Below are 23,180 nucleotides of genomic sequence, written 5' to 3' on the forward strand. Positions count from 1 at the left end.
CGTTGGAGACGCCGCCGCTTGCGACCGCACGCGGCGGCGTTTTCGTGTCTGCTGATCGTTGTGGCGGCTTCGACCGCCTCAGGCGGTCAATTTTCGGATCGCCAGGCTCGGTCGCGAGCCGTGGATCAGAACGTACTCCAGTCGCCCTCCGCAGCCGCGGTCGCCGCCACGCGCTCGCGCGCTGGCACGGCCACCGCGGGTCGCGGCAACGCCGGCTGGTCGACACGCACGCGCGCCGGCGCCTGAGTCGACGCCCGCGCCGGCTTCGACACGGCCGCCGCAAAACCGCGGCTCTCCGCGGTCCGGAACACCGACACCGTCTGCTTCATCTTGCGCGCCTGCGCTTCGAGCGATTGCGCGGCCGCCGCGGCCTGTTCGACGAGGGCCGCGTTCTGCTGCGTGGTCTCGTCCATCTGCGTGACGGCCTGGCCGACCTGGTGAATGCTGCGGTTCTGCTCTTCCGAGGCCGTCGCGATCTCGCCGACGATGTCCGACACGCGATGAATCGCGTCCTTGATATCCGCCATCGTCGTGCTGACTTCGGCCGCCTGCTGCGTGCCGCCCTCGATGATCGCGACCGACGTCGTGATCATCTCCTTAATCTCCTTCGCCGCGCTAGCCGAACGCTGCGCCAGATTGCGCACCTCGCTCGCGACCACCGCGAAGCCGCGCCCCTGCTCGCCCGCGCGCGCCGCCTCGACGGCCGCGTTCAACGCAAGAATATTCGTCTGAAACGCAATGCCCTCGATCACGCCGGTAATCTCCGAGATCTTCGTCGAGCTGCCGCTGATCTCGCCGATCGTGCGCACCATGCCCTCGACCGCCGTGTTGCCGGTGTTGACGACCTGTGCCGCCTGAGTCGCGAGCGCGCTCGCGTTGCGCGCGTTGTCGCTGTTGCGGCCGACGGTCTGCGTCAACTCCGACATGCTCGCCGCGGTCTGTTCGAGCGAAGCGGCCTGCTCTTCGGTACGCGCGGACAGATCGATGTTGCCGCTCGCGATCTGCTGCGAAGCGATGCTGACCGACTCGGCGCTCTCGCGGATCGAGCCGATCGTCGACGCCAGACGCTCCTGCATGTGTGCGACCGCGCGCAGGATGCTGCGCTCGTCGGCGGCGCCGGTGTGCAGGCGCTGGCTCAGGTCGCCGCCCGCGATCTGCTCGACGACCTTCGCGACTTCGGCCGGTTCGCCGCCGATCTGCCGCACGACCGCCCGCGTCACCAGCAGCCCCAAGCCGATCGCAATCGCAACGCCGACGACCGCGCAGCTCGCGATCCACCACGTCACCGAGCGAACCATGTCGACGCCGTTGGCGACGCGCTGTCTGGCCAACTCATCCCGCACGTCCGACAGCTTGATCATCAGCGTGCGCAGCTTGACGTGCAGCGGGTCGGTGGTCGATTTGAGTTCGGCGAGCGCGCCGGTCTGATCGCCCTGGTCGGCTAGCGCCATCACCTTCGCGACCGAACTGATATAGGCCGGATAGGCGGCGTCGAAGTCGCTCAGCAATTGCTTTTGCGCGTCCGTGGTCGCGTGCTTGCGCTCGTAGTCGAACGCCGCCAGGATCGCCGCTTCACCGCCGTGATTCAGGCGCACCGTATCGGCGCGGCCGGCCGGCTCCGGATTCAGGATGTACGAATAGAGGCGACGGAAGTGCGAGGCCGCCTGCCACGCGGCGGTGCCGTCGTCGCGCACCGGCACGAATTCGCGGTCGTACATTTCGGTTTGCATCGTCGCGACTTCGCGCACCTTCAGCACACCGACCGTGCCGACGATGGCCGTCACGAACGCGCACAGCATCAACGAGCCGACCAGCTTGTGGCTCAGTTTCAGATTGGAAAACCACTGCATCTTGGGAAAGTCTCTTGAACAGGATGGGGAGCGCCGCGAGCGTGACGGCTTGCCGGTGCGCAAGCGCACGATGTTGGGCAGCATTCGGGTTAACGGCAGGTGCACACGCCATCTGAAGACGCGCGCCGTTCTGACCGTCGACGCGAAAAGACGAGGCGGCCGTTCGTGCGCGCGAACCATACCCCTGCCCAAACCGCCCAAAAGCCTGTAAAATCGCGAGTTCCGCGGGCGTCGTATAATGGTAATACCCTAGCTTCCCAAGCTAGAGCCGTGGGTTCGATTCCCATCGCCCGCTCCACTTTCCTGCTGAGAATTCAGCGGAAGCTAGCAAGAGCCGCCTCCCTGAAGGCGGCTTTTTTGTAGTGGCAACGGCCCGGCACAGCGCGCAAGCCGCGCAGCCCTCACCCTTGCAGCAGCATCGACGATGATCCACGATCCAAACGACTCCGGTCTCCCGGACGACTCCCCGACTCCCACCAGCGCCGCAGACCACTCCACCCGCGACGGGACGAACCACGTCGACGGTACGCCCGGTGCGGCGCCGGCAGACACGCTTCATCACCGCCGCATCCGCAGCTTCGTCACGCGCGCGGGTCGCGTGTCGACCGGCCAGCGCCGCGCGCTCGATGAGTTCGGCCCGCGCTTCGTCGTGCCCTACACGCCGCAGCAGCCCGACTGGACCGGCGTGTTCGGCCGCGAAGCGCCGCGCGTGCTGGAGATCGGCTTCGGCATGGGCGCGACCACCGCGGAGATCGCCGCGCAACGTCCCGGCGACGACTTCCTCGGCGTCGAAGTCCACGAGCCCGGCGTCGGCGCGCTGCTGAAGCTGATCGGCGAGCAGTCGCTGACGAACATCCGCATCATCCAGCACGACGCGGTCGAAGTGCTCGAGCACATGATTGCGCCCGACAGCCTCGACGGCGTGCACATCTTCTTCCCCGATCCGTGGCACAAGGCGCGTCATCACAAGCGCCGGCTGATCCAGCCGAAGTTCGTCGCGCTGCTCGTGTCGCGCCTGAAGCCCGGTGCGTATCTGCATTGCGCGACCGACTGGCAGAACTACGCCGAACAGATGCTCGAAGTGCTCGGCGCCGATCCACTGCTAGAAAACACCGCCGACACCTACGCACCGCGGCCCGACTATCGTCCGGTGACGAAGTTCGAGCGGCGCGGCCTGCGGCTCGGCCACGGCGTGTGGGACCTGGTGTTCCGCAAGCGCGCCGCCGCGTGAAGCGACAAAACGGCAAGCCAACGAAAAAAGGTCCGCATTTGCGGACCTTTTTTCATCGCACGGCCAACCTCAATCGGCCCAGCTCAACCCGCCGCTATAGCCGATCAGCAGGATCAGCAGACCGAAGCCGATGCGATACCACGCGAACACCGTGAAGTCGTGCGACGCGACGTAGCGCAGCAGCCAGCGGATGCAAATGAACGCACTGACGAACGCAGCCGCGAAGCCGAGCGCGAAGCTGCCGAGCGCGTCGGTGGTGAGCAGATGCCAGTCCTTGTACAGCTCGTAGGCGGTCGCGCCGAAGATGATCGGAATCGCGAGAAAGAAGGAAAACTCGGTCGCGGCACGGCGCTCGATGCCGAACAGCATGCCGCCGATGATCGTCGAGCCCGAGCGCGAAGTCCCCGGAATCAGCGCGAAACACTGCGCGAGGCCGACTTTCAGCGCATCGAGCGGGCTCAGGTCGTCGATGCTGCGCACCCGCACCGCCGCGTCGCCGCGCGCACGCTGACGCGCCTCCGCCCACAGGATCACGACGCCGCCCGCAACCAGCGCGAACGCGACCGGCACCGGCGCAAACAGCGCCTCCTTGATCGACTTTTCGAACAGCAGGCCCAGCACGATCGCCGGAATCGTCGCGATGATCACGTTCAGCGCGAAGCGGCGCGCTTCCGGCCGGTTCGGCAGACCCACGATCACGTTGCCGATGCGGCGGCGAAACTCCCAGCACACGGCGAGAATCGCGCCGAGCTGGATCACGACATCGAAGGTCTTCGCGTGCTCGTCGGAAAAATCGATCAGACTGCCGACGACGATCAGATGCCCGGTGCTCGACACCGGCAGGAACTCCGTCAAACCCTCGACCACGCCGAGAATCAGCGCTTTGCAAGCCAGTAGCCAGTCCATCCGTGCCCCTTATCGCAGTTGGTTGTCGCAACGAAATGGGCCTGCACGGTCATGACTGGCATGCGCGGCCCTCGTGGCCGCACGTGCACGTCATCTTTCGACGATCTGCACGCGTATGCCGTTTGAAAGGATGGTGATTGTACCGGGTTCGTAATGGACGCCGGCAAATTGCAGTTGCTCGGGCTTGAACGTGTAGATCGGATAGTTGGTCAGCAATTGGGTCGCGAGCAGCGCCGCGGCCGCGTTGATCTGCTGCGTGTACATCTGCGCCTGGCCGCTCACGCTGACGTTATCGACACTTGGCGACTTGAGGATCACCGAACGGCTCGCCGCGTCGTAGGCAAGTTCGCTCGACAAAGTGAACACGCCATCGACCGGCTCTTGCAGGAACGGGCTCGCGAAACGCGCGTCGAGCTTCACCTGCACGCGGTTCGCATCGGGCAACATGCCCACCACCGGATTGCTCAGCGCGACGTCGAACACCTGCGACACCGTGCGCTGATACGGGAATTTGCGCTGCACGGCCTCCTGCACCTGCTTCTGCGAGAACGTGTATTGCGACGGCATGAACGGAAAAGTCGGGCTCGCGCACGCCGCGAGCGACACAGTGATGCCAAGCACGCTGCAGCCGGTCAGCGCGGCGCGCAGAAAGCGGCGCCGGGCCGGCGCTGCGGGTCGGGTCATGCGAAATCTCCTGTGGAAGCCCTTGCGGACATCGGCTTGCGTTGGCTGTGAGGTGGGTGATGGCGCTTATCGCATGCCGCGCATCATGGATGCGATGCCGGCTGTGTTTGCGCCTCAAGTTGCGTGAGCCACGCGAGCGCTTCACCGCGATTCGCGCCGCACATCTCTTGTTGCGGTTGCAGACCCGAGCAGCATGCGGGCCGCTCCGGCCGGCCGAAGATCGCGCAGCGCAGATCGTCACCGAGTTGCACGCAGCGAACGCCCGCAGGCTTGCCGTTGGGCATGCCCGGAATCGGACTCGAAATCGACGGCGCGATACAGCACGCGCCGCAATCGGGACGGCACGCGTGATCGTCCACTGGTGCGCTGTTCAACCTTTGATCCACGTCATCTTTCCTGAACTCAAACCTTGGCAACGCGTTGCCAGACCCGCATTGTGCCACTGCGTGTCTGTGCGACCTTTTTACACGAACGGAGCCCGCAGACGCGCACTTAAACTGAAAACTACCGAATGGCCATGCACACGCGATACGCCGCGAGCGCCGCCCACCGTCCGATACCGCTCATGTCCCTAGCCGACACCCTGTTCCGCCCCGACCTGCTCGCGCGCTACAGCGCGAATGGTCCCCGGTATACGTCCTATCCGACCGCGCCGCAGTTCCGCGAATCGTTCGACACCGCCGACTACCGCCGCGCCGCCGCCGACCCGGGCGCCGCGTCGACCGATCTGTCGCTGTACTTCCATATTCCGTTTTGCGACACCGTGTGCTTCTACTGCGGCTGCAACAAGGTCGTGACGAAAAATCGCGCGCATGCGCGGCCGTACCTCGAGCGGCTCAAACGCGAAATCGGCTTTCAGGCAGCGTGTTTCGATACGCAGCGGCCCGTGTCGCAACTGCATTGGGGCGGCGGCACGCCGACGTTTTTGTCGCATCATGAGATGAGCGAGTTGATGGCCGCAACGCGCGAGCACTTCAATCTGCTGCCCGACGATCAAGCCGAATATTCGATCGAGGTCGATCCGCGCGAGGCGTCGCCCGACACGATCGCGCTGCTGCGCCATCTCGGCTTCAACCGGCTGAGCCTCGGCGTGCAGGACTTCGATCCGCGCGTGCAACAGGCGATCAATCGCATCCAGCCGTTCGAGATGACCGCATCGGTGATGCAAGCGGCGCGCGCACACGGTTTTCATTCGATCGGCGTCGATCTGATTTACGGCCTGCCGCATCAAACGGTCGCGAGCTTCAGCCGCACGCTCGACACGATGCTCGAACTCGCGCCGGACCGGCTGTCGGTGTTCGCGTATGCGCACATGCCGCAGCTCTTCAAGATGCAGCGGCAAATGGATGCCGCGACGCTGCCGTCGAGCGAGGAGCGGCTCGCGCTGCTGCAACGAGTGGTCGAACGGCTGACGGAGGCGGGTTATGTGTACATCGGCATGGATCACTTCGCGCTGCCCACCGACGATCTCGCGCGCGCGCAGGCGCAGCGCACGCTGCATCGCAATTTCCAGGGCTATAGCACGCGGGCCGAGTGCGATCTGATCGGCTTCGGCGCCTCGTCGATCGGCAAGGTCGGCGACGTGTACGCGCAGAACGCGCGAGAGCTGCCCGCCTACACCGACGCGATCGATGCGGGCCGGCTCGCGATCGCGCGCGGCATCCGCCTTTCCGCCGACGACCGTCTGCGGCGCGACGTGATCACGCAGCTGATGTGCAACCTCGAACTGCGTTTCGACGAATTCGAGGCGGCGTACGGCATCCGCTTCGCCGACACGTTCGCGCCGGAACTCGCGCGCTTGCGTGCATTCGAGGACGACGGGCTGATCTCGCTCGGCGCGCGCAAGCTCGAAGTGCGGATGGCCGGCCGCATGCTCGTGCGCAATCTCGCGATGGTATTCGACCGCTATCTCGGCGAGCAGACGCTCACACGGTTCTCGCGCACGGTTTGAGCACTGCTCGCCGCGCACGCGCTGCGGCGGGTGAAGGTAATCGGCTTGCCCGTCGACCGATTTTCGGCCATAATCTGCGTCTTCCTCGCGCGCTGAACTTCTGAAGCGCGCCGCAGTATCTGCCCAGGTGGTGAAATTGGTAGACGCAGGGGACTCAAAATCCCCCGCCGCAAGGCGTGCCGGTTCGATTCCGGCCCTGGGCACCAAACAAACACTCTTCAACCGGTTTCAACGGTTCCCACGAAGCCCCGACAGCCAGCGCTGAGCGGGGTTTTTGTTTGCTGTGGTCTCCAAGGTTTCACCAGCGATTACAACCCCCATCAGGGGCCGTTTGGCGCGTTGCCACGATCCGTAACACGAAGCCGGGTGAAAAACTGCAGAAGCTGTACGGCGGCGGGCTGCTGCTCGTCACGCCAACGAGCAACAAGCGATGCATTTTCAAGTACCGTTTTGCCGGAAAGCTACGGGTTCCCCAGCGCACGCGATATCAAGCACCCGATGAGTGAAGCGGCTATCAATGCCGCGCTTCGGCGGCTTGGCTACGACGCGCGCACGGAAGATCACCGGCCACCGCTTCCGGGCGATGGCGCGCACGATCCTGCATGAAGAACTGAAATAGCCCTTTCCGTTCCTGCCTCAAGGCAGCGGAAGCTTGCTGTCATCGAGCCGGCGCGGAGGATTGGCTCCCCAATGTGCGTTGATCTGTTCCGGAGTCTCGGGAGGCCATTTCACGCCCATGCTGATGATGCGGTCCCGAATTCGGACCAGCTTCCTGTAGGCCGGTGAATCAGGCGCGAAGGTATTAAGGTCGTCCCAGATCCCTAATGGGAATGACTCGCCGTTAATGTTGTAGGTGTTGGGCTTTGCCCCATGATCCAGCAGGTAGTCAATCTGATCCAGTGCGCGATTTGCCAGCGCTTCATACAGCACTGAATTGCGCAACGAATCGCGTCGGTGCACATCCGCGCCACGCTCGACCAGCAGCTTGAGTGAGTCGGATGTCGACTCTCTTGCAACAAAGAAAATGATGGGTCTGCGGCCCTCGATCATGGTGTTGGGGTCAACCCCGCCGTCCAGCATCGCGCTCAGGAATTCCGGGTGCGAGCTGTTGAGCACCACTCCGAGGGGACTACCAAAATCCGGTACGGTCTGCAAAGGATCGGCCCCGGCCCTCACCACCTCCGACGCAACCGCAAGCCGATGCGGGTCGCGCTGCAATGCTTCCTGAAACGCAAAAAACAGCATCGTCATGTTCTTGCGTCCCGGCGTGTTCAGATCGGTCGTTGGTGCCAGTCGCCGGACCTGCTCCATGTCGCCGCGTTCGATGGCCTGCGCCAGTTCGAGTTGCGGGCCGCTAAAAAAATCAGTGGCGGGAAATTTTTTCATTGCATGAACCACAGGAGATAGCGCCAGTAACAGCACCGGCACGATAAGGATTCGGCTGAGTGTTTTCATCGCTTTCAGCCTCGCTATGACAGTGTTTCAAGTACGGTGATGTCGTCCGCCTTCTGCTGCTCGATGCCGTCAATTGCCTGCGCGATGAAGTGCCGCGACACGGGCGAGCCGCTGCCGGGAAGGAGATAGGGAGTACCGGCTGCACCGGGCAGGGGCGTCCACGTCTGTGCGACGGTCAGAATGTCGCCGTTCACATGGTAGGCATTGATGTTCGATGGCGTGGCCTGGCCGCCGTAGTGTTCGACCGTCTTCGGGTGCAGACCGGCGGCGTTGAAGCTCCAGCAGTCCTTGCCGCTGGCCAAAGAAGCGGCAGAGCACAGACCGCCACCTAGCGAGTGTCCGGCAATATCAATTGGCGCCTGCGTGCGGCGCATCTTCCATCCAATATCTACGGCACGCTCATAGTAAGGCGATTTCCAATCCACGCTCTGGTTAAAGTTGTTCGACCAGTCGCTCAGGCTCGTCATTTCGGTTCCCTTGAACGCGAGTGTGGGCTTCATCTCTCCGCCGAAGACATCAGGATCGGGTTCATATAGCTGCGCCCGGAAATTTGAACCTTCTATTTTCAGATCAAGCGGATCAAGTCGATATTGATCCAGAAATCCCCTATCCCCGCTGCGGTTCGCCCACCCTTCGGGCACCGGCCCGGACGGCTCGTAGACCTGATCGGAGAGTCTGGCCTTCTCCGCCGCGACATTGTTGCGTGCGAGCCGTTCAGCCGCCGCCCGCACGCGCCCGGACATGGCCGCATTGCCCGTCGCAATCAGCGCCTTGCGCGTCTACCACCGCTGCGCCTTGGTCAGTGCCTGTGGTATCTCGATGTGTGGCGGTGTCGCCCTGGCTGCGCGCGCAGCGGCTAACTGGGCTTGCCAGGTGGCCGGATCATACTCGACGGACCGAATGGGTTCGCCGTCCGGATGACTGCCGGTCCTCGCTACGGGATTCCTTAGCGGCGTGCTGCGGTAAGGTGACGGAAACAGGCCATTACGCGGACCTCTAATGGCAAGCAGTTTGCCCCGGCGAACCTCTTCGAGAAGAGCAACGATGACCCACCATCCATCGGTGTCGGGGTTACGGTACCGCGCGCTATGGAAAAACAGCCAGCCAGTCTTCTGGATACGCCTGACCAGCTTCCGGTCCTCCTCCCACTTCCTGTGATTCAGTGCGGCAATCTCGAGAAATTCCCGGGTCTCCGCCCTGGCCTTCTGACGGTCTGCTGCCTTGCCAAGGCACGCTTTATAGTGCCACTCGTCACAGATGACATAACAGGCACCCAGTGGCCGCTGGCAGAACAGCTCCACTGAGTGCATCTCAAATACGGACAGGGACATGGGTGTGTCGTTGGTCTATCTGAAGTCGCTGCCGGAGTTGGCAGCAGTCAGATAATTACCGTGCGACAGGCAGTCCGTACATGGGCGACCGCCCAAAATGTCCGCCTTCCGAAGAAACAGAAAAGCCCCCGCAAGAACATGGAGGCTCCGCGCCCGCAGGCTCACGAACTTTGCATCCTGCTCCGCGAGCAATTCTCTGATACCCATTGCACCTTCATGCGAAGCCCTTATGAGGAGCCGCGCCACACCGGGATCGTTCATCCAGGCTGGTAAGCCCGCTCTCGCGATCCCACTTCTGACGGTGGAAAGTACCTTGCAACACAGAGTCCGTAAATGACGAGCGCCGCGACCGTGTACGACACAAACCGCGCCGCAAAGAACAGCAAGACCACGACGACCGCGACCAGCAGCATCTCCAGTCTCGGACCGAGTGCCGACAGTTGCCCGTCGCGCGCTTCGAATGCGGTGCCCAGCAGAATCAGCAACGGGATCGACGCGAGCATCATGTGGATCGGCTCGAGGATCGGGTAAGCCACGAGCATCGTCATCGAGGCGAGCGCGTAGTCGATGCGGCTGTCCCGATGGCGGCGAAACACAAGACATGCCGACAACAGGCAAGCTGCCAGCACCAACCCGTGCGACACAATCGACAGCAACGTACCGGACACCGACATGCCGAGCGTCGTCGATAGCGTCTGCAATGCGCCCCGCACGGCGTTGTTCATCGGCGCGCCGCCTCCGCTCATCGCCATTGCCATGCCGTTCAGGCGCGGCATGTCCGACACGAAGTAGTGCCACAGAACGTCGAAGCCGAGCCGCGCTCCGGTAATCAGTGTGAAGGCAATCGCAACCACGCTCGCCATCACGAACGTGCGCCATTCGCGGCGCAGCAACAGCAGACCGGCGACAGCGAGAGGCGTGAGCTTGATCGCGATCGCGAAGCCGAGAAAGAGTCCCGCGGCATAGCCTTTGCCACGCTCGATCAGCGCGAAGGTCGCAATCAGCAGGAAGAACAGTAGTTCGTTCGACTGGCCGTCGTAGGTGTCTTCGACGAGCGGAAAGCTCAGCAGCGCGACCGCCACCAGCAGCAGGTTGACGCTACGCTCCGTGCCGCGGTACGCCATCGTGACGACGAGATACAAAGCCAGCGCGAACAACACGATCGACGCACTCACCCAGACGATTTTCGCGGCGAGCGGCGTCAGCAGCGCGAGCGGCGCAAACGCTAGCGAGAACTGCGGCGGGTAGGCGTAGAAGATGTCGTCGCCGGTCGAGCGCGCGCCGATGCCCTGCAAAAACGCGATCAGTGCGTCGTGGTCGTACAGGCGCGCCGGGTCATGCAATACGACGTGGAACGCGTACAGATAGAAATTGAAATCGCCGAAGGCGTCGGGGACGTCGCCACGAAACTTCGCGACGACGTGCAGGATGCGCAGCGCGAGGCAGGCTACCGCAATCAGCAGAAGGAGCGCGGCGCCCGCGCCGAAGTTCGACCTGGTCCGTACGGCAGCTGCGTTGAACATCGTGTCTCTCCGTGCCGGCTTCGTGCCGGACGACCGGACAGAGATTACCGGTTCGCAAAAAACGATCTGTGCGCTCGCCCACACGGGAGCGACCTATGCGGGGAACTTCGGCGCGTGAAGATCAGCTCGCAACCCCGGCGCCAGCGCGCGCCACCTCGCGACGCCGCTTGATCACGTAGCCGCCCCACATTAGCACGAGCCATGCCGGCACCAGCCACACCGAGACCGACAAGCCCGGCGTCAGCGCCAGAATCACGAGGATCAGCGCCATGAACGCGAGGCAGATCCAGTTGCTCAGTGGAAACCAGAACGAGCGGAACACCAGCGTCTCGCCCGCGGCCACCATCGCCTTGCGCGACTTCAGATGCGTGAGGCTGATCAGCGCCCAGTTCAGCACCAGCGCCGCGACTACCAGCGACATCAGCAGACCGAGCGCTTCGGCCGGGATCACGTAGTTGATGATCACGCATGCGAACGTCGCGAGCGCGGACAGACCGATCGCCAGATACGGCACGCCGCGCCGGTCGACCTTCAGCAGCGCGCGCGGCGCGTTGCCCTGTTCGGCGAGACCGTACAGCATGCGGCTATTCGCGTAGACGCCGCTGTTGTACACCGACAGCGCCGCGGTCAGCACGACCACGTTCAGCACGTTGGCGGTCAGCGAAGAACCCATCTGCGAGAAGATCATCACGAACGGGCTGCCGCCCGCCGCCACCTCGTTCCACGGATACAGCGACAGCAGCACCGCGAGCGAGCAGATATAGAAAATCAGGATCCGCAGGATCACCTGGTTCACGGCCTTCGGGATGCTTTTCTGCGGCTCGGCGGCCTCGGCCGCCGTAATGCCAATTAACTCCAGGCCGCCGAACGAGAACATGATCACCGCGAGCATCATGAACAGGCCGTGAAAGCCGTGCGGGAAAAAGCCGCCGTGGCTCCACAGGTTCGCGACCGTCGCCTGCGGGCCGCCGTGACCGCTGATCAGCAGATAGCCGCCGAATACGATCATGCCGATCACCGCCGCGACCTTGACGATCGCGAACCAGAACTCGGTTTCGCCGTAGGCCTTTACGTTGGCGAGATTGATAGCGTTGATGATCGCGAAGCACACCAGCGCCGACAGCCATGTCGGCACGCCCGGCCACCAGAAATGCACGTACGTGCCGACCGCGGTCAGCTCGGCCATGCTGACGAGCACATAGAGCACCCAGTAGTTCCAGCCCGACAGGAAGCCCGGGAAATCGCCCCAGTACTTGTATGCGAAGTGGCTGAACGAGCCGGCGACCGGCTCTTGGGCGACCATCTCGCCGAGCTGGCGCATGATCATGAACGCGATGATGCCGCCGATCGCGTAGCCGAGGATCATCGACGGACCCGCGGCCTGCAGCACGCTGGCGGAGCCGAGAAAGAGGCCCGTGCCGATCGCGCCACCCAGCGCGATCAACTGGATGTGACGATTCTTGAGCCCGCGCTTCAGGCCCTCTTGCTGCTTTGCACTATTCATTACGCCCTGCTGTGTGGAGATCGCTGCGTGTGGCCGCTGCGCGTAGAACGCCGTCGAAGGCAGCGCTGTGGCCGATTGCACGGCCGGAAAGCACGTTCCGGTCCGGCAAAACCGACAATTTTACCCGACCGATATTCCTCTGACGTTCGAAGCCGCCCGCCTTCGTTGTGCGCCGCACTTAAGCGCGCGGATTGTGATTGTCACGGGGATGGCACGCGAGTATGTTGCCGGAGTCCACTTTTCAAGCTGCGGAGCTTCGACATGTTGCCCAAACGTTTGCTTTGCGCCGCTGTGTTGTGTCTCTGTTTCGCGGGCGTCGGTACGTCCGTGCTTGCCCAGACGGCGGCCGGCCCCGCTACCGCCAGCGCGCCGCCTGCCGCCGCCCTCGGCGGCCCGGTGCGCAACATCGTGCTCGTGCATGGCGCGTTCGTCGACGGATCGAGCTGGAACGGCGTGGTCGCGAAGCTGCAGCAAAAGGGCTATCACGTGAGCTCGGTGCAGAACCCGCTGACGTCGCTCGCCGACGACGTTGCCGCGACCCGCCGCGTGCTGGATCGCGAGAACGGCCCGGTGCTGCTGGTCGGGCATTCGTGGGGCGGCGTGGTGATCACCGAGGTCGCCGGCAATGCGCCGAACGTTGCCGGGCTCGTGTATGTCGCCGCGCTCGCGCCGCAGTTGAACGAATCGGCGATGGACGTGATGAAGGCCGGCGGGCCGATGCCGGCCGGCCAGAGCATCAGCAAGGACGCGAACGGATTCTTGTGGATCGACCGCGCGCGCTATCACGCCGACCTCGCCGCCGACGTGCCCGAGACCGTCACCCGCGTGCTCGCCGCCGCGCAGGTGCCGATCGCCGCGAGCGCATTCGACGAACCGGTCGATCAGATCGGCTGGAAAGACAAACCATCGTGGTACGTGCTGACGACTAAAGACCACGCGGTGTCGCCCGAACTGCAGAAGACGATCGCCGCGCGCATCGGCGCGAAAGTGGTGCCTGTTTCGTCGAGCCATCTTGCGCCGGTGTCGCACGCCAGGGCCGTGGCCGACGCGATCGATCACGCGGCGCGCGAGTTGAGCCGGCAGCAGCAGTAGGTCACCGCGATAAGCTGTCAGCGGCTCGGCGAGCGGCGGCTCAGCGCAGCATGAACGACATCGCCGACAGACAGTTCAGCATCCGCACCGCATGCTCGGCCGACGCCGCACTGAAACGCAACGTCACGCCATCGACCCGCGTGAGCGTCGGCCATTGGCAGAACAGATCGGCGAGCCCGCTCGTTTGCACGCGCAGTTCGCAGTCAATTGCTCGCGGCTCCGCGCGCGTCGCGGCAGGCGCGCGGCCCGCTTCGATATGCTGGCGCACCACGTCGCGCGCGGCGGCTTGCAGCGCCTCGCGCACGCTCGCGGGCGACTGCGTGACGCCGCTTGCCTGGCCGGTCGCAGTTTTCGTCACGACGAAACGCGCACCGGGAAAACGCGGCGCGGTTTCCTCGGCGAACACGTCGTCACCCGATAAAAGCGCGACACGTGCGCCATATTCTTCAGCGAGCGCGCCGTACAGCCCCGCTTCGCCGAGCTCCACGCCATTGAACGCGACGCGCGCGAACGCGAAGCTGTTGATCGTGTGCGCGAGGATGCCGCGCGTTTGCGCCTTCGCGTGATAGCCGATCATGAAGACCAGTGCCGCGCCGTATTCGAGCCCGGCCATCATGCCGAGCGTGCGCGGCTTGCCGAGCACGACCTGCGCGCGCGGATCGAGCAGATCGGGCAGCAGGTTGCGAAAGCCGCCGTGCGAATCGTTGACCCATACGTCGGTCGCGCCGCCGGCGAACGCGCCTTCGATGGCGGCATTGGCTTCGAGTGTCATCCAGCGTCGCGCGGCTTCGTATTCGCCGTTGCCCGCGCGCGTCTGCTCGGCATGGAACACGCCGGCGATGCCTTCGATGTCGGTGGAGATCAGGACTTTCATCGCGCGGAGTTCCTCAGAAGTTGGGCAAGGTCGGGGACGCTGTCGCGCAGCGACAGCCGCCGATGGCCATCGCGACCGATGACGGACTCGGCGCTCCACAACGCATCGACGATCGCCTGTTCGACGCTGTCGGCGCAGGCGCGAAACAGCGGGTCGAGGCAATGATCGGCGACGAGCGGCGGCAGCGCGACGAAGTCCGCGCCGTGCGGCACCGTGTATGCGGTCGAAAACGCCAACGCGATATCGCCGCTGCCGTGACCGTACACCGAGCCGGTGCGCGCGAGACCCGCCGCCGCGCGCAACGACAGGCGTTTCAACTGGCGCGCGTCGAGCGGTGCATCGGTTGCGACGATCATGATGATCGAGCCTTGCTCGGGTTTGCCGGAGCTTGCATCAGCGGCAGCCGCGCGTTCGGCCAGCACGCGGCCGAGCGGCGTGCCGTCGATCGTCAGCATCGGCAGACGGCCGAAGTTGGCCAGCACGAGCGCACCGACGGTATGGTCACGGCCCGACGCGCTGACTACACGCGACGCAGTGCCGATGCCGCCCTTCAGATCGAAGCACGACATGCCGCGCCCGGCGCCGAGCGCACCGCTCGCGACATTGGTACTTGCTGCATCGAACGCTTCGTTGAAATGCTGTTCGGTCACGGCGAGCGCCTGAATATCGTTCAGGTAGCCGTCGTTGCATTCGAACACGAGCGGATTGACCGTCGACCATTCGCGGCCGATGCGCGGATTCGCGCGAATCGCCGCGCGGATCTGCGCCTGCGCGACCGTACCGACGCCGAACGTATTGGTCAGCGCGATCGGCGTCTCCAGCGTGCCGAGTTCGTCGAGCTGCACGAGCCCGACGCTCTTGCCGAAGCCGTTGATCGCCGACGCGGCGGCCGGCACCTTGTCGACGAACGGATCGCCGCGATGCGGCCGGATCACGGTCACGCCGGTTTGCAACGCGCGTTCGGCCAGCGTGCAATGACCGACGCTGACGCCGTCCACGTCGGCGATCGTGCCGAGCGCTCCGGCCGGCAACCCGCCGATATGCGGTGCGCGCTCATCCGAATGATCGTTGCTCATGCTCATGGCCGATCCAGCTTCGGATCGAGCGCATCGCGCAGACCGTCGCCGAGCAGATTGAACGCGAGCACGGTCAGGAAAATAGCGAGGCTCGGAAACAGCGCGATATGTGGCGCGGTCACCATGTCGGCGCGCGCTTCGTTGAGCATCGCGCCCCACTCCGGCGTCGGCGGCTGGGCGCCCAGGCCGAGAAATGACAGGCTCGCCGCCGTGATGATCGAGGTGCCGATACGCATCGTCAGATACACGACGACCGATGAAATCGTCCCCGGCAGAATGTGCCGCACGATGATGGTCCAGTCCGACGCGCCGATGCTGCGCGCCGCTTCGATATAGGTGAGCTGCTTGAGCATCAGCGTATTGCCGCGCACGAGCCGCGCGAACGCCGGAATGCTGAAGATCGCGACCGCGCAGATCACGTTGATCATGCCGTTGCCGAGAATCGCGACCACGCCGATCGCGAGCAGAATGCCGGGAAACGCGAACAGCACGTCGGCCACGCGCATCGTGATGCGATCCCACCAGCCCTCGTAGTAACCGGCAAGCAGACCGAAGAACGTGCCGATCACCGCGCCGATCGCAACGGACAGAAAGCCCGCTTCGAGCGAAATGCGTGAACCGACGAGGATGCGGCTGAAAATATCGCGGCCCAGCGAATCGACGCCGAACCAGTGTGCGGCCGACGGCCCCGCGTTCAGCGCGTCGTAGTCGAAGAAGTTCTCGGGGTCGTACGGCACGATATGCGGCGCGATGATCGCGATCACGATCAAGAGCAGCACGAACACGCCGGCGGCCAGCGCGACATGCTGCTTGCGGAACTTGCGCCAGAACTCGCTCCACGGCGTGCGGATCGCGCGTTCGGCGACCGCGGGATTGGCCGCGTTCGGCCCGGTGGCAGTGGTGCTCATGCGGGCCTCACTTGAAACGGATGGTCGGGTTGATCACCGCGTACATCACGTCGACGATCAGATTGATGATGATGAATTCGAGCGAGAACAACAGCACCTCGGCCTGGATGATCGGATAGTCGCGCATCGACACCGCATCGACGAGCAGGCGCCCGAGGCCCGGCCAGTTGAACACCACTTCGACGACGATCGAGCCGCCTAGCAGAAAGCCGAACTGCAGACCCATCATCGTGACGACGGGAATCAGCGCGTTGCGCAGGCAGTGCTTGATGATCACGAGCCGCTCGGGCACGCCCTTCGCGCGCGCGGTGCGCACGAAGTCCTCGTGCAGCACCTCGACGAACGAGGCGCGGGTGAAGCGCGCCATCACGGCCGCGACCGCCGCGCCGAGCGTCAGCGACGGCAGCACGTAGCTGCGCCACGAACCGTCGCCGACGATCGGCAGCCAGCCCAACTGCACCGAAAAAATCTCCATCAGCAGCATGCCGAGCGCGAACGCGGGAAACGAAATGCCCGACACCGCGAGCGTCATGCCCAGCCGATCGGGCCAGCGGTTGCGCCACACCGCCGAGGCGATGCCGATCGCCATGCCGATCACGACCGCCCACACCATGCTCGCGATCGTCAGCCACAGCGTCGGGAAAAAGCGCTCCGCGATCTCCTGGCTCACCGGCCGCTTGCTGCGCGTCGAAATACCGAAGTCGCCGTGCGCCATGCGCCAGAAGAAACGGACGAACTGCTGCGGCATCGGCTTGTCGAGCCCGAGGTCGGCGCGCACCAGCGCGACGGTCGCTTCGTCCGCTTCGGGACCGGCGGCGAGCCGCGCCGGGTCGCCCGGCAGCAGATGCACGAACAGGAACACCAGCACGGCGACGATGAAAAGCGTCGGCAGCAGGCCTAGCAGACGTTTGACGAGGAAGTTCAGCATGAAACCAGTCCGGCAAATGAGCGGCGAATGTGTGAAACGAGGCGGGCCACGACGAAACGTGTGCCGCCTCGTCAGCTCATCACTTGATCGCGATCTCGTCGAAGTTGAACGAGCCGTCCGGCGCGACGTAAGCGCCCGACAGACGCTTGCTGCGCGCATACACGACCTTCTCCTTGACGAGGAAGATCCACGGCGCGTCGGCCCAGATGCGCTTCTGCGCGTCGGTGTAGAGCGCGGCCTTCTGCGTGCGGTCGGTGGTTTCGAGCGCCTGCTTCAGATCGTTGTCGACCGCGTCGCTCTTGTAGTACGACGTGTTGACCATCTTCGGCGGCATCGAGTAGCCCGCGAGCAGCGGGCTGATCGCCCAGTCCGCCTCGCCGGTCGACGACGACCAGCCCGCGTAGTACATGCGCACCGGCGCGGTCGCCGGGTCCTGCGCGCTTTCGACCCTGGCGACGCGCTGCCCCGCTTCGAGCGCCTCGACGCTCGCCTTGATGCCGACCTGCGCGAGCTGCTGCTGCACGAACTGGATCACCTTCTGCGCGGTCGAGTAGTTATACGCGGACCACAGCGTCGTTTCGAAACCGTTCGGATAGCCCGCTTCCTTCAGCAGTGCGCGCGCCTTCGCCGGATCGTACGGCCACGGCCCGAGCTTGACAGCATAGTCGACGCCCTCCGGCACCACGCCGTCGGCCGGCGTCGCGTAACCGGCGAACGCGACCTTCGTCAGCGCTTCCTTGTTGACCGCGTAGTTCAGCGCTTCACGTACCTTCGGGTTGTCGAACGGCTTCTGGTTCATGTTCATGCTGATGTAGCGCTCGATGATCGACGGCGCCGCGATCAGATCGACCTTCGGGCTCGACTGCAGTTGCGCGGCCTGCTCGAACGGCACCTGGAACGCGAAGTCCGCTTCGCCGGTGCGCATCAGCGCGGCGCGCGTGTTGTTGTCGACGACCGGCTTCCAGTCGATCGCGTCGATCTTCGGATAGCCTTTCTTCCAGTAGCCGCCGAACTTCTTCACGGTCAGGTCGCCGGCCGGGTCCCACTTGACGAGTTCGAACGGACCCGTGCCGACCGGATGAAACGCGATGTCCTTGCCGTACTTCTTCAGCGCGTCCGGCGAAATCATCACCGCCGACGGATGCGCGAGCACATTGATGAACGCCGAGAACGGCGCCTTCAGCGTGACGCGCACCGTGTACGGATCGACCACTTCGGTCTTCTCGATGCGGCTGAACATGTTGTAGCGCTTCAGCTTGTTGGCCGGATCGGTCACGCGGTCGAAGTTCGCCTTCACGGCGGCCGCATTGAAGTCGGTGCCGTCCTGGAACTTCACGCCATGGCGCAGCTTGATCGTATAGACGCGCGCGTCGGGGCTCGCTTCATAGCTGTCGGCCAGCACGTTGACGAGCTTCATGTCCTTGTCGAAGCCGAACAGCCCCTGGTAGAACGATTTCGCGACCGCCTGCGACAGCGTGTCGTTCGCGTCGTACGGATCGAGCGACGTGAAGGTCGACGCGACGGCCATCACGGCCGTGGTTTCGGCGTGCGCCAGATTGCCCGCGAGCATCGCGAACACCACCGCGCCGCCGCTGACGAGCGCGCGCAAACGAAACGGAGAGGACGGGAACAGCAGGTTCATGAGATTGCTCCAGGCTGCGAGTTAAGGGTGTGACACGGTCTTTATGGTTGGCTTGCGCTTCAGTGGCTTTGTGCTGCGGTTGCCGGTGCTGCGGCTTTGCTTCGGGTCTTTCTGCTTCAACGCGAGGCGGCGCTTCGCTCAATAAGCGCCGCCGACGCGATGCTGCGCGACGAAGTGATCCGGTCCCACCGCGACGAGCGGCGCGACCACCGGCTCGTCGTGCAGCGCGCGGATCGGGCTCGGAATATCGTCGGCGGCGAGCAGGCGTTTCGCGTGACGGCGCGCGGGATCGGCGACCGGCACCGCGCTCATCAGCTTCTTCGTGTACGGATGCTGCGGCGCCTCGAACACCGCGCGGCGCGGGCCGATCTCGACGATCTGGCCGAGATACATCACCGCGACGCGATGACTGACGCGCTCGACCACCGCCATGTCGTGCGATATGAACAGATAGGCGACGCCGAGTTCGCGCTGCAGATCGAGCATCAGATTGACGATCTGCGCCTGCACCGAGACGTCGAGCGCGGACACCGACTCGTCGGCGATCACGACTTTCGGATTCAGCGCGAGCGCGCGGGCAATCGCAATCCGCTGACGCTGCCCGCCCGAAAACTCATGCGGATAGCGGCGCGCGGCCTCGGCCGGCAAGCCGACTTTCTCGAGCAGCCACGCGACGCGCGCCTGCGCTTCGGCACCCTGCGCGACGCCGTGCACGAGCAGCGGCTCCATGATCGAGAAGCCGACGGTCAAGCGCGGATTCAACGACGCGAACGGGTCCTGGAAAATAAACTGGATATCGCGGCGCAGCGCCTGCAATGCGGGCCCACTTAGCGAGCTGATTTCCTTGCCAGCGAATTCGATCGAGCCGCTCTGACTTTCGACGAGCCGCAGCAGCGAGCGGCCCGTGGTCGACTTGCCGCAGCCCGATTCGCCGACCAGCGCGAGCGTCTCGCCGGGCCGCAGATCGAAGCTGACTTTTTCGACCGCATGCACGCGGCCCGTCATGCGGCCGAACAGGCCGCTACGCACCGGAAAGCGCGTGACCAGATCGCGCACGCGCAGAATCGGCGGCGTGTCGTCGCGCACCAGCGGCTGCGCCTCCTCGGCGACGGCCGCGGCCGGCTGCACCGCGGCATCGGCGCCGTTCGCGCCGGCCTGCTCGACGCTCAGGATCGGGAAGCGCGCGGGCTGATCGGTGCCGTGCATCGAGCCGAGCCGGGGCACCGCCGCGAGCAGCGCCTTCGTGTACGGATGCGACGGCGCGGCGAAGAGCGTATCGGATGCGCCCTCCTCGACCTTCTCGCCGCGATACATCACGAGCACGCGGTCGGCCACTTCGGCGACCACGCCCATGTCGTGCGTGATGAAGATCACGCCCATGTTCATCTCGTCCTGCAAGCCGCGGATCAGTTGCAGAATCTGCGCCTGAATCGTCACGTCGAGCGCGGTGGTCGGCTCGTCGGCGATCAGCAGCGCGGGTTTGCACGACAATGCCATCGCGATCATCACGCGCTGGCGCATCCCGCCCGACAGTTGATGCGGATAACGCGCGGCGACGCGCCGCGCCTCCGGAATCCGCACCAGTTCGAGCAAACGCAAGGTTTCGGCGCGCGCGGCCTCGCGGCTCTTGCCCTGGTACAGCGCGATCGCCTCGCTGATCTGGTCGCCGACCGTAAACACCGGATTGAGCGAGGTCATCGGCTCCTGGAAGATCATCGCGATATCGGCGCCGCGCACCGTGCGCATCGTGCCGGAAGACGTCTTCGCGAGATCGAGCACGCTGCCGTCGCGCCGCCGGAACGCGATGCTGCCGCCGGCAAGTCGCCCGCCGCCATGCTCGATCAGCCGCATCAGCGCCAGCGACGTGACCGACTTGCCCGAGCCCGATTCGCCGACGATCGCGAGCGTTTCGCCGCGCTCGACCGTAAAGGACAGATTGCGCACCGCGTTGAACGTTGAGTCGCCGCGGCGGAACGCGACCGTCAGATCGTCGACCGCGAGCACGCGCTGCGGCGGCAGGGTTTCGATGAGCGGACCGGCGGTGTGCGAGGAAGTCGGCACGGTGATTCCTTTGCTTTGAATTCGAACGCGGCTAACGGAGCTTCAGCAGTGTGGCGACACGCGCCCGCGCCTAGCGATAGATCGCCGTCACCGGCGCTTCGCCCAACCGCGCGAAGCCGCGGTACATGCCTTCGGTATTGAACGGCAGCGTGACGTTGCCATGCACGTCGACGGCGACGAGTCCGCCGCGTCCGTCGATCTTCGGCAAGCGGTTCATCACGACGTCGTGCGCGGCTTGTTCGAGCGACACCTGGCGATAGGCCATCTGTGCAGCGACGTCGTAGGCGGCGACCATGCGCATGAACATTTCGCCGGAGCCGGTGGTCGACACCGCGCAGGTCGCGTCGTCCGCATAGCAGCCGGCGCCGATCAGCGGCGTGTCGCCGACACGGCCCACCTGCTTGTTGGTCACGCCACCGGTCGAGGTCGCGGCGGCCAGATGTCCGTGACGGTCGAGCGCAACCGCGCCGACGGTGCCGAACTTGCGGTTCGGATCGATCGGCTCGTGCGCCATCGGGTCGTCGTTGTTCGGCGACGCGGACGCGAGCGTCGCGGCGTCGTGATCGAGCATCGGACGCTGCTGCTCGCGTGCCAGTTGCCATTGGCGATAGCGCGCGTCGGTATCGAAGTAGCTGTTATCGACGAACTCGAGCCCCTGCGCGGCCGCGAAAGCTTCCGCGCCTTCGCCGGTGAACAGCACGTGGTCGCTGCGCTCGAGCACGCGGCGCGCGGCGAGAACCGGATTGCGCACGCGCTTCACGCAGCAGATCGCGCCCGCGTCGAGCGTGCGGCCGTCCATGATCGCGGCGTCGAGTTCGTGCGTGCCGGCCGCCGTGTAGACCGCGCCGTGACCCGCATTGAAGAGCGCGCAGTCTTCGAGCAGCCGCACCGCCTCACTGACCGCGTCGAGCGCGCTGCCGCCGTCGGCGAGCACGCGCTGGCCGGCGCTCAGTACCGCGTTGAGCGCCGCGTGATATTCGGCTTCGGCGCTGGCCGACATCGACGTGCGCAGGATCGTCCCTGCCCCGCCGTGAATGGCAATGACTGCGTTGGAGTTCATCGTTTGAATCGTGGAGTGCGGTTGGTTCGGGGAGTGCGGACTGCCGGGGTGGCTTTTGCTTCGGTATCCGTTGCTTTGATGCCTTTGGTCTGGCTGCCGTCGGCCTTTGCGCGCGCGGTTTTGCTCGCGGCGCGCGCCGGTTCCTGCGCAGCGCCGGCCGCGCCGGACTGCGGATCGAACAGCCACGGCAGCACGAACTCGCTGACCTCGGCGGCCGCCTTGACCGAGCGTTGCGCGCGATACGCGACCGCGTCGCACAACGCCTCGATGACCGCGAGCACGGCCGAATCGGCATTCGATGCGAGACGCCGGTCGGTCCGGATATACAGCGCCAGGTCCGCGAAACGCACGAGCGGCGAGCGTGGACCGTCGGTGAGCGCGAGCACGCGCGCACCGCGTTCGGACGCGCGGCGCGCAAGCTCGATCGTGTCTTCGACATAGCGCGGAAACGCGATGCCGATCACGAGATCGCCCGCGCCCGAACGCACGAGATGCCGCGCCGCATGCGACGGCCCGCCGCTCAGCGCAAGCGAATGCACGTTGTCGTGATACGGCAGCAGGCCGTGCTCCATCAGGCTCGCGAGAAACGCGCTGGCGCCGAAGCCGATCACGAATACGCGGCGCGCGGCGATGATCGCGTCGACGGCGGCATCGGCGGTCGCGCGATCGATCGATGTACGCGTTGCGTGCAGATTATTGGCGGCCTGCTCGAGCGACGCGTCGATCAGGTCGTCATCGGCCGCGAGCGTTTCCTGCGCGCTGCGCAGCCGTTCGACCGGCGCGAGCGTCGCCTCGAAGCCGCGCACGAGCGCCTCGCGAAACTGCGGGTAACCGTCGAAGCCGAGCGCGCGCGCAAAGCGATTCGCGCTCGCCACCGACGCGCCAACCACACTCGCGAGTTCGTCGATGCGCATCGTCGCCGCGCGGAACAGGTTGGCCAGCACGTACTCGCCCATGCGCTGGTGGATCGGCGTGAGCGTCGGCAGCGCGGCGGAGATGCGCGCGGCAATGGCCTGCTCGGCGGGGTTCGACACAGCGGACGGGTGGTGGATCATGCGAGCGGACAGGCGCGGCTTTGCGAGGTGGACTCGATGAAAACATATT

20 protein-coding genes, 2 tRNA genes and 1 pseudogene are annotated in these 23,180 nt (G+C 64.9%); 6 read left to right on the forward strand and 17 right to left on the reverse strand.

Features of this window, described 5'->3' with window-relative positions; all coding sequences use genetic code 11:
• Window positions 1–125: 125 nt before the first annotated feature.
• Entirely contained in the window at window positions 126–1,850 is a 1,725-nt protein-coding gene (locus tag ACLFKU_RS32535; protein WP_410851853.1) for a methyl-accepting chemotaxis protein, read from the reverse strand.
• 224 nt (window positions 1,851–2,074) lie between these two features.
• Here ACLFKU_RS32535 and ACLFKU_RS32540 point away from each other — a divergent pair.
• Window positions 2,075–2,148: transfer RNA gene (locus tag ACLFKU_RS32540), tRNA-Gly, on the forward strand.
• 126 nt (window positions 2,149–2,274) lie between these two features.
• Window positions 2,275–3,081 (forward strand): tRNA (guanosine(46)-N7)-methyltransferase TrmB, encoded by an 807-nt coding sequence (gene trmB / locus ACLFKU_RS32545; RefSeq protein ID WP_410851854.1) that lies wholly within the window; start codon window positions 2,275–2,277, stop codon window positions 3,079–3,081.
• Between the two features lie 69 nt (window positions 3,082–3,150).
• Here trmB and ACLFKU_RS32550 read toward each other — a convergent pair whose 3' ends face one another.
• The 3 genes from ACLFKU_RS32550 to ACLFKU_RS32560 form a co-directional block, all read right to left on the reverse strand.
• Window positions 3,151–3,987, reverse strand: a complete 837-nt coding sequence (locus tag ACLFKU_RS32550) for an undecaprenyl-diphosphate phosphatase (RefSeq protein WP_410851855.1) — start codon at window positions 3,985–3,987, stop codon at window positions 3,151–3,153.
• Window positions 3,988–4,077: 90 nt separating this feature from the next.
• Window positions 4,078–4,671 carry a DUF1439 domain-containing protein gene (locus ACLFKU_RS32555; RefSeq protein WP_018434505.1) on the reverse strand — a complete coding sequence of 198 codons (594 nt, stop codon included), beginning with the start codon at window positions 4,669–4,671 and terminating at the stop codon, window positions 4,078–4,080.
• An 83-nt stretch (window positions 4,672–4,754) separates the two neighbouring features.
• Window positions 4,755–5,057, reverse strand: coding sequence for a YkgJ family cysteine cluster protein (locus ACLFKU_RS32560; RefSeq protein ID WP_410851856.1), 303 nt, complete (start codon window positions 5,055–5,057; stop codon window positions 4,755–4,757).
• Between the two features lie 179 nt (window positions 5,058–5,236).
• On the opposite strand from ACLFKU_RS32560, the gene hemN reads away from it, so the two are divergent.
• The 3 genes and pseudogenes from hemN to ACLFKU_RS32575 all read left to right on the forward strand — a co-directional run.
• Window positions 5,237–6,622: an oxygen-independent coproporphyrinogen III oxidase gene (gene hemN, locus ACLFKU_RS32565; protein WP_410851857.1), complete on the forward strand. Its 1,386-nt coding sequence runs from the start codon at window positions 5,237–5,239 to the stop codon at window positions 6,620–6,622.
• A gap of 121 nt (window positions 6,623–6,743) precedes the next feature.
• Window positions 6,744–6,828 (forward strand) — tRNA-Leu (locus ACLFKU_RS32570).
• 256 nt (window positions 6,829–7,084) lie between these two features.
• Window positions 7,085–7,238, forward strand: a pseudogene (locus ACLFKU_RS32575) (integrase); the annotation flags it as partial.
• 20 nt (window positions 7,239–7,258) lie between these two features.
• Here the strand turns inward: ACLFKU_RS32575 and ACLFKU_RS32580 are convergent.
• The 5 genes from ACLFKU_RS32580 to ACLFKU_RS32600 form a co-directional block, all read right to left on the reverse strand.
• Window positions 7,259–8,077: an ankyrin repeat domain-containing protein gene (locus ACLFKU_RS32580; protein WP_410851858.1), complete on the reverse strand. Its 819-nt coding sequence runs from the start codon at window positions 8,075–8,077 to the stop codon at window positions 7,259–7,261.
• Window positions 8,078–8,091: 14 nt separating this feature from the next.
• A complete protein-coding gene (locus ACLFKU_RS32585; protein ID WP_410851859.1) occupies window positions 8,092–8,820 on the reverse strand; it encodes a hypothetical protein in 729 nt (242 codons plus the stop codon).
• A 36-nt stretch (window positions 8,821–8,856) separates the two neighbouring features.
• Window positions 8,857–9,408, reverse strand: coding sequence for a hypothetical protein (locus ACLFKU_RS32590; RefSeq protein ID WP_410851860.1), 552 nt, complete (start codon window positions 9,406–9,408; stop codon window positions 8,857–8,859).
• A 257-nt stretch (window positions 9,409–9,665) separates the two neighbouring features.
• Window positions 9,666–10,931: a glycosyltransferase family 87 protein gene (locus tag ACLFKU_RS32595; RefSeq protein ID WP_410851861.1), complete on the reverse strand. Its 1,266-nt coding sequence runs from the start codon at window positions 10,929–10,931 to the stop codon at window positions 9,666–9,668.
• A gap of 121 nt (window positions 10,932–11,052) precedes the next feature.
• Window positions 11,053–12,435, reverse strand: a complete 1,383-nt coding sequence (locus tag ACLFKU_RS32600) for an amino acid permease (RefSeq protein WP_410851862.1) — start codon at window positions 12,433–12,435, stop codon at window positions 11,053–11,055.
• A 261-nt stretch (window positions 12,436–12,696) separates the two neighbouring features.
• On the opposite strand from ACLFKU_RS32600, the gene ACLFKU_RS32605 reads away from it, so the two are divergent.
• The gene (locus ACLFKU_RS32605) at window positions 12,697–13,527 is read left to right on the forward strand and encodes an alpha/beta fold hydrolase (RefSeq protein WP_410851863.1); all 831 of its coding nucleotides are present in this window, start codon (window positions 12,697–12,699) and stop codon (window positions 13,525–13,527) included.
• Between the two features lie 40 nt (window positions 13,528–13,567).
• Here ACLFKU_RS32605 and ACLFKU_RS32610 read toward each other — a convergent pair whose 3' ends face one another.
• The 8 genes from ACLFKU_RS32610 to ACLFKU_RS32645 all read right to left on the reverse strand — a co-directional run bounded on the left by ACLFKU_RS32610 (window position 13,568) and on the right by ACLFKU_RS32645 (window position 23,131).
• A complete protein-coding gene (locus tag ACLFKU_RS32610) occupies window positions 13,568–14,401 on the reverse strand; it encodes a M55 family metallopeptidase (RefSeq protein WP_368584976.1) in 834 nt (277 codons plus the stop codon).
• Entirely contained in the window at window positions 14,398–15,483 is a 1,086-nt protein-coding gene (locus ACLFKU_RS32615; protein ID WP_410851864.1) for a P1 family peptidase, read from the reverse strand. The genes ACLFKU_RS32610 and ACLFKU_RS32615 overlap by 4 nt, the downstream gene beginning before the upstream one ends.
• The gene (gene gsiD, locus ACLFKU_RS32620) at window positions 15,480–16,385 is read right to left on the reverse strand and encodes a glutathione ABC transporter permease GsiD (protein ID WP_368584978.1); all 906 of its coding nucleotides are present in this window, start codon (window positions 16,383–16,385) and stop codon (window positions 15,480–15,482) included. Before gsiD ends, ACLFKU_RS32615 begins: the two co-directional genes overlap by 4 nt.
• 7 nt (window positions 16,386–16,392) lie before the next feature.
• Window positions 16,393–17,313 (reverse strand): glutathione ABC transporter permease GsiC, encoded by a 921-nt coding sequence (gene gsiC / locus ACLFKU_RS32625; protein WP_368584979.1) that lies wholly within the window; start codon window positions 17,311–17,313, stop codon window positions 16,393–16,395.
• Between the two features lie 79 nt (window positions 17,314–17,392).
• Complete coding sequence (gene gsiB / locus ACLFKU_RS32630) at window positions 17,393–18,955, reverse strand: glutathione ABC transporter substrate-binding protein GsiB (RefSeq protein ID WP_368584980.1); 1,563 nt, start codon at window positions 18,953–18,955, stop codon at window positions 17,393–17,395.
• 138 nt (window positions 18,956–19,093) lie between these two features.
• A complete protein-coding gene (locus ACLFKU_RS32635) occupies window positions 19,094–21,016 on the reverse strand; it encodes a dipeptide ABC transporter ATP-binding protein (RefSeq protein ID WP_410851865.1) in 1,923 nt (640 codons plus the stop codon).
• Window positions 21,017–21,086: 70 nt separating this feature from the next.
• Window positions 21,087–22,076: an isoaspartyl peptidase/L-asparaginase family protein gene (locus ACLFKU_RS32640; RefSeq protein ID WP_368584982.1), complete on the reverse strand. Its 990-nt coding sequence runs from the start codon at window positions 22,074–22,076 to the stop codon at window positions 21,087–21,089.
• Window positions 22,073–23,131, reverse strand: a complete 1,059-nt coding sequence (locus tag ACLFKU_RS32645) for a MurR/RpiR family transcriptional regulator (protein WP_410851866.1) — start codon at window positions 23,129–23,131, stop codon at window positions 22,073–22,075. The genes ACLFKU_RS32640 and ACLFKU_RS32645 overlap by 4 nt, the downstream gene beginning before the upstream one ends.
• Window positions 23,132–23,180 lie beyond the last annotated feature (49 nt).

It is taken from the genome of Paraburkholderia sp. EG304, assembly GCF_046543485.1.
GTDB lineage: Bacteria > Pseudomonadota > Gammaproteobacteria > Burkholderiales > Burkholderiaceae > Paraburkholderia > Paraburkholderia youngii.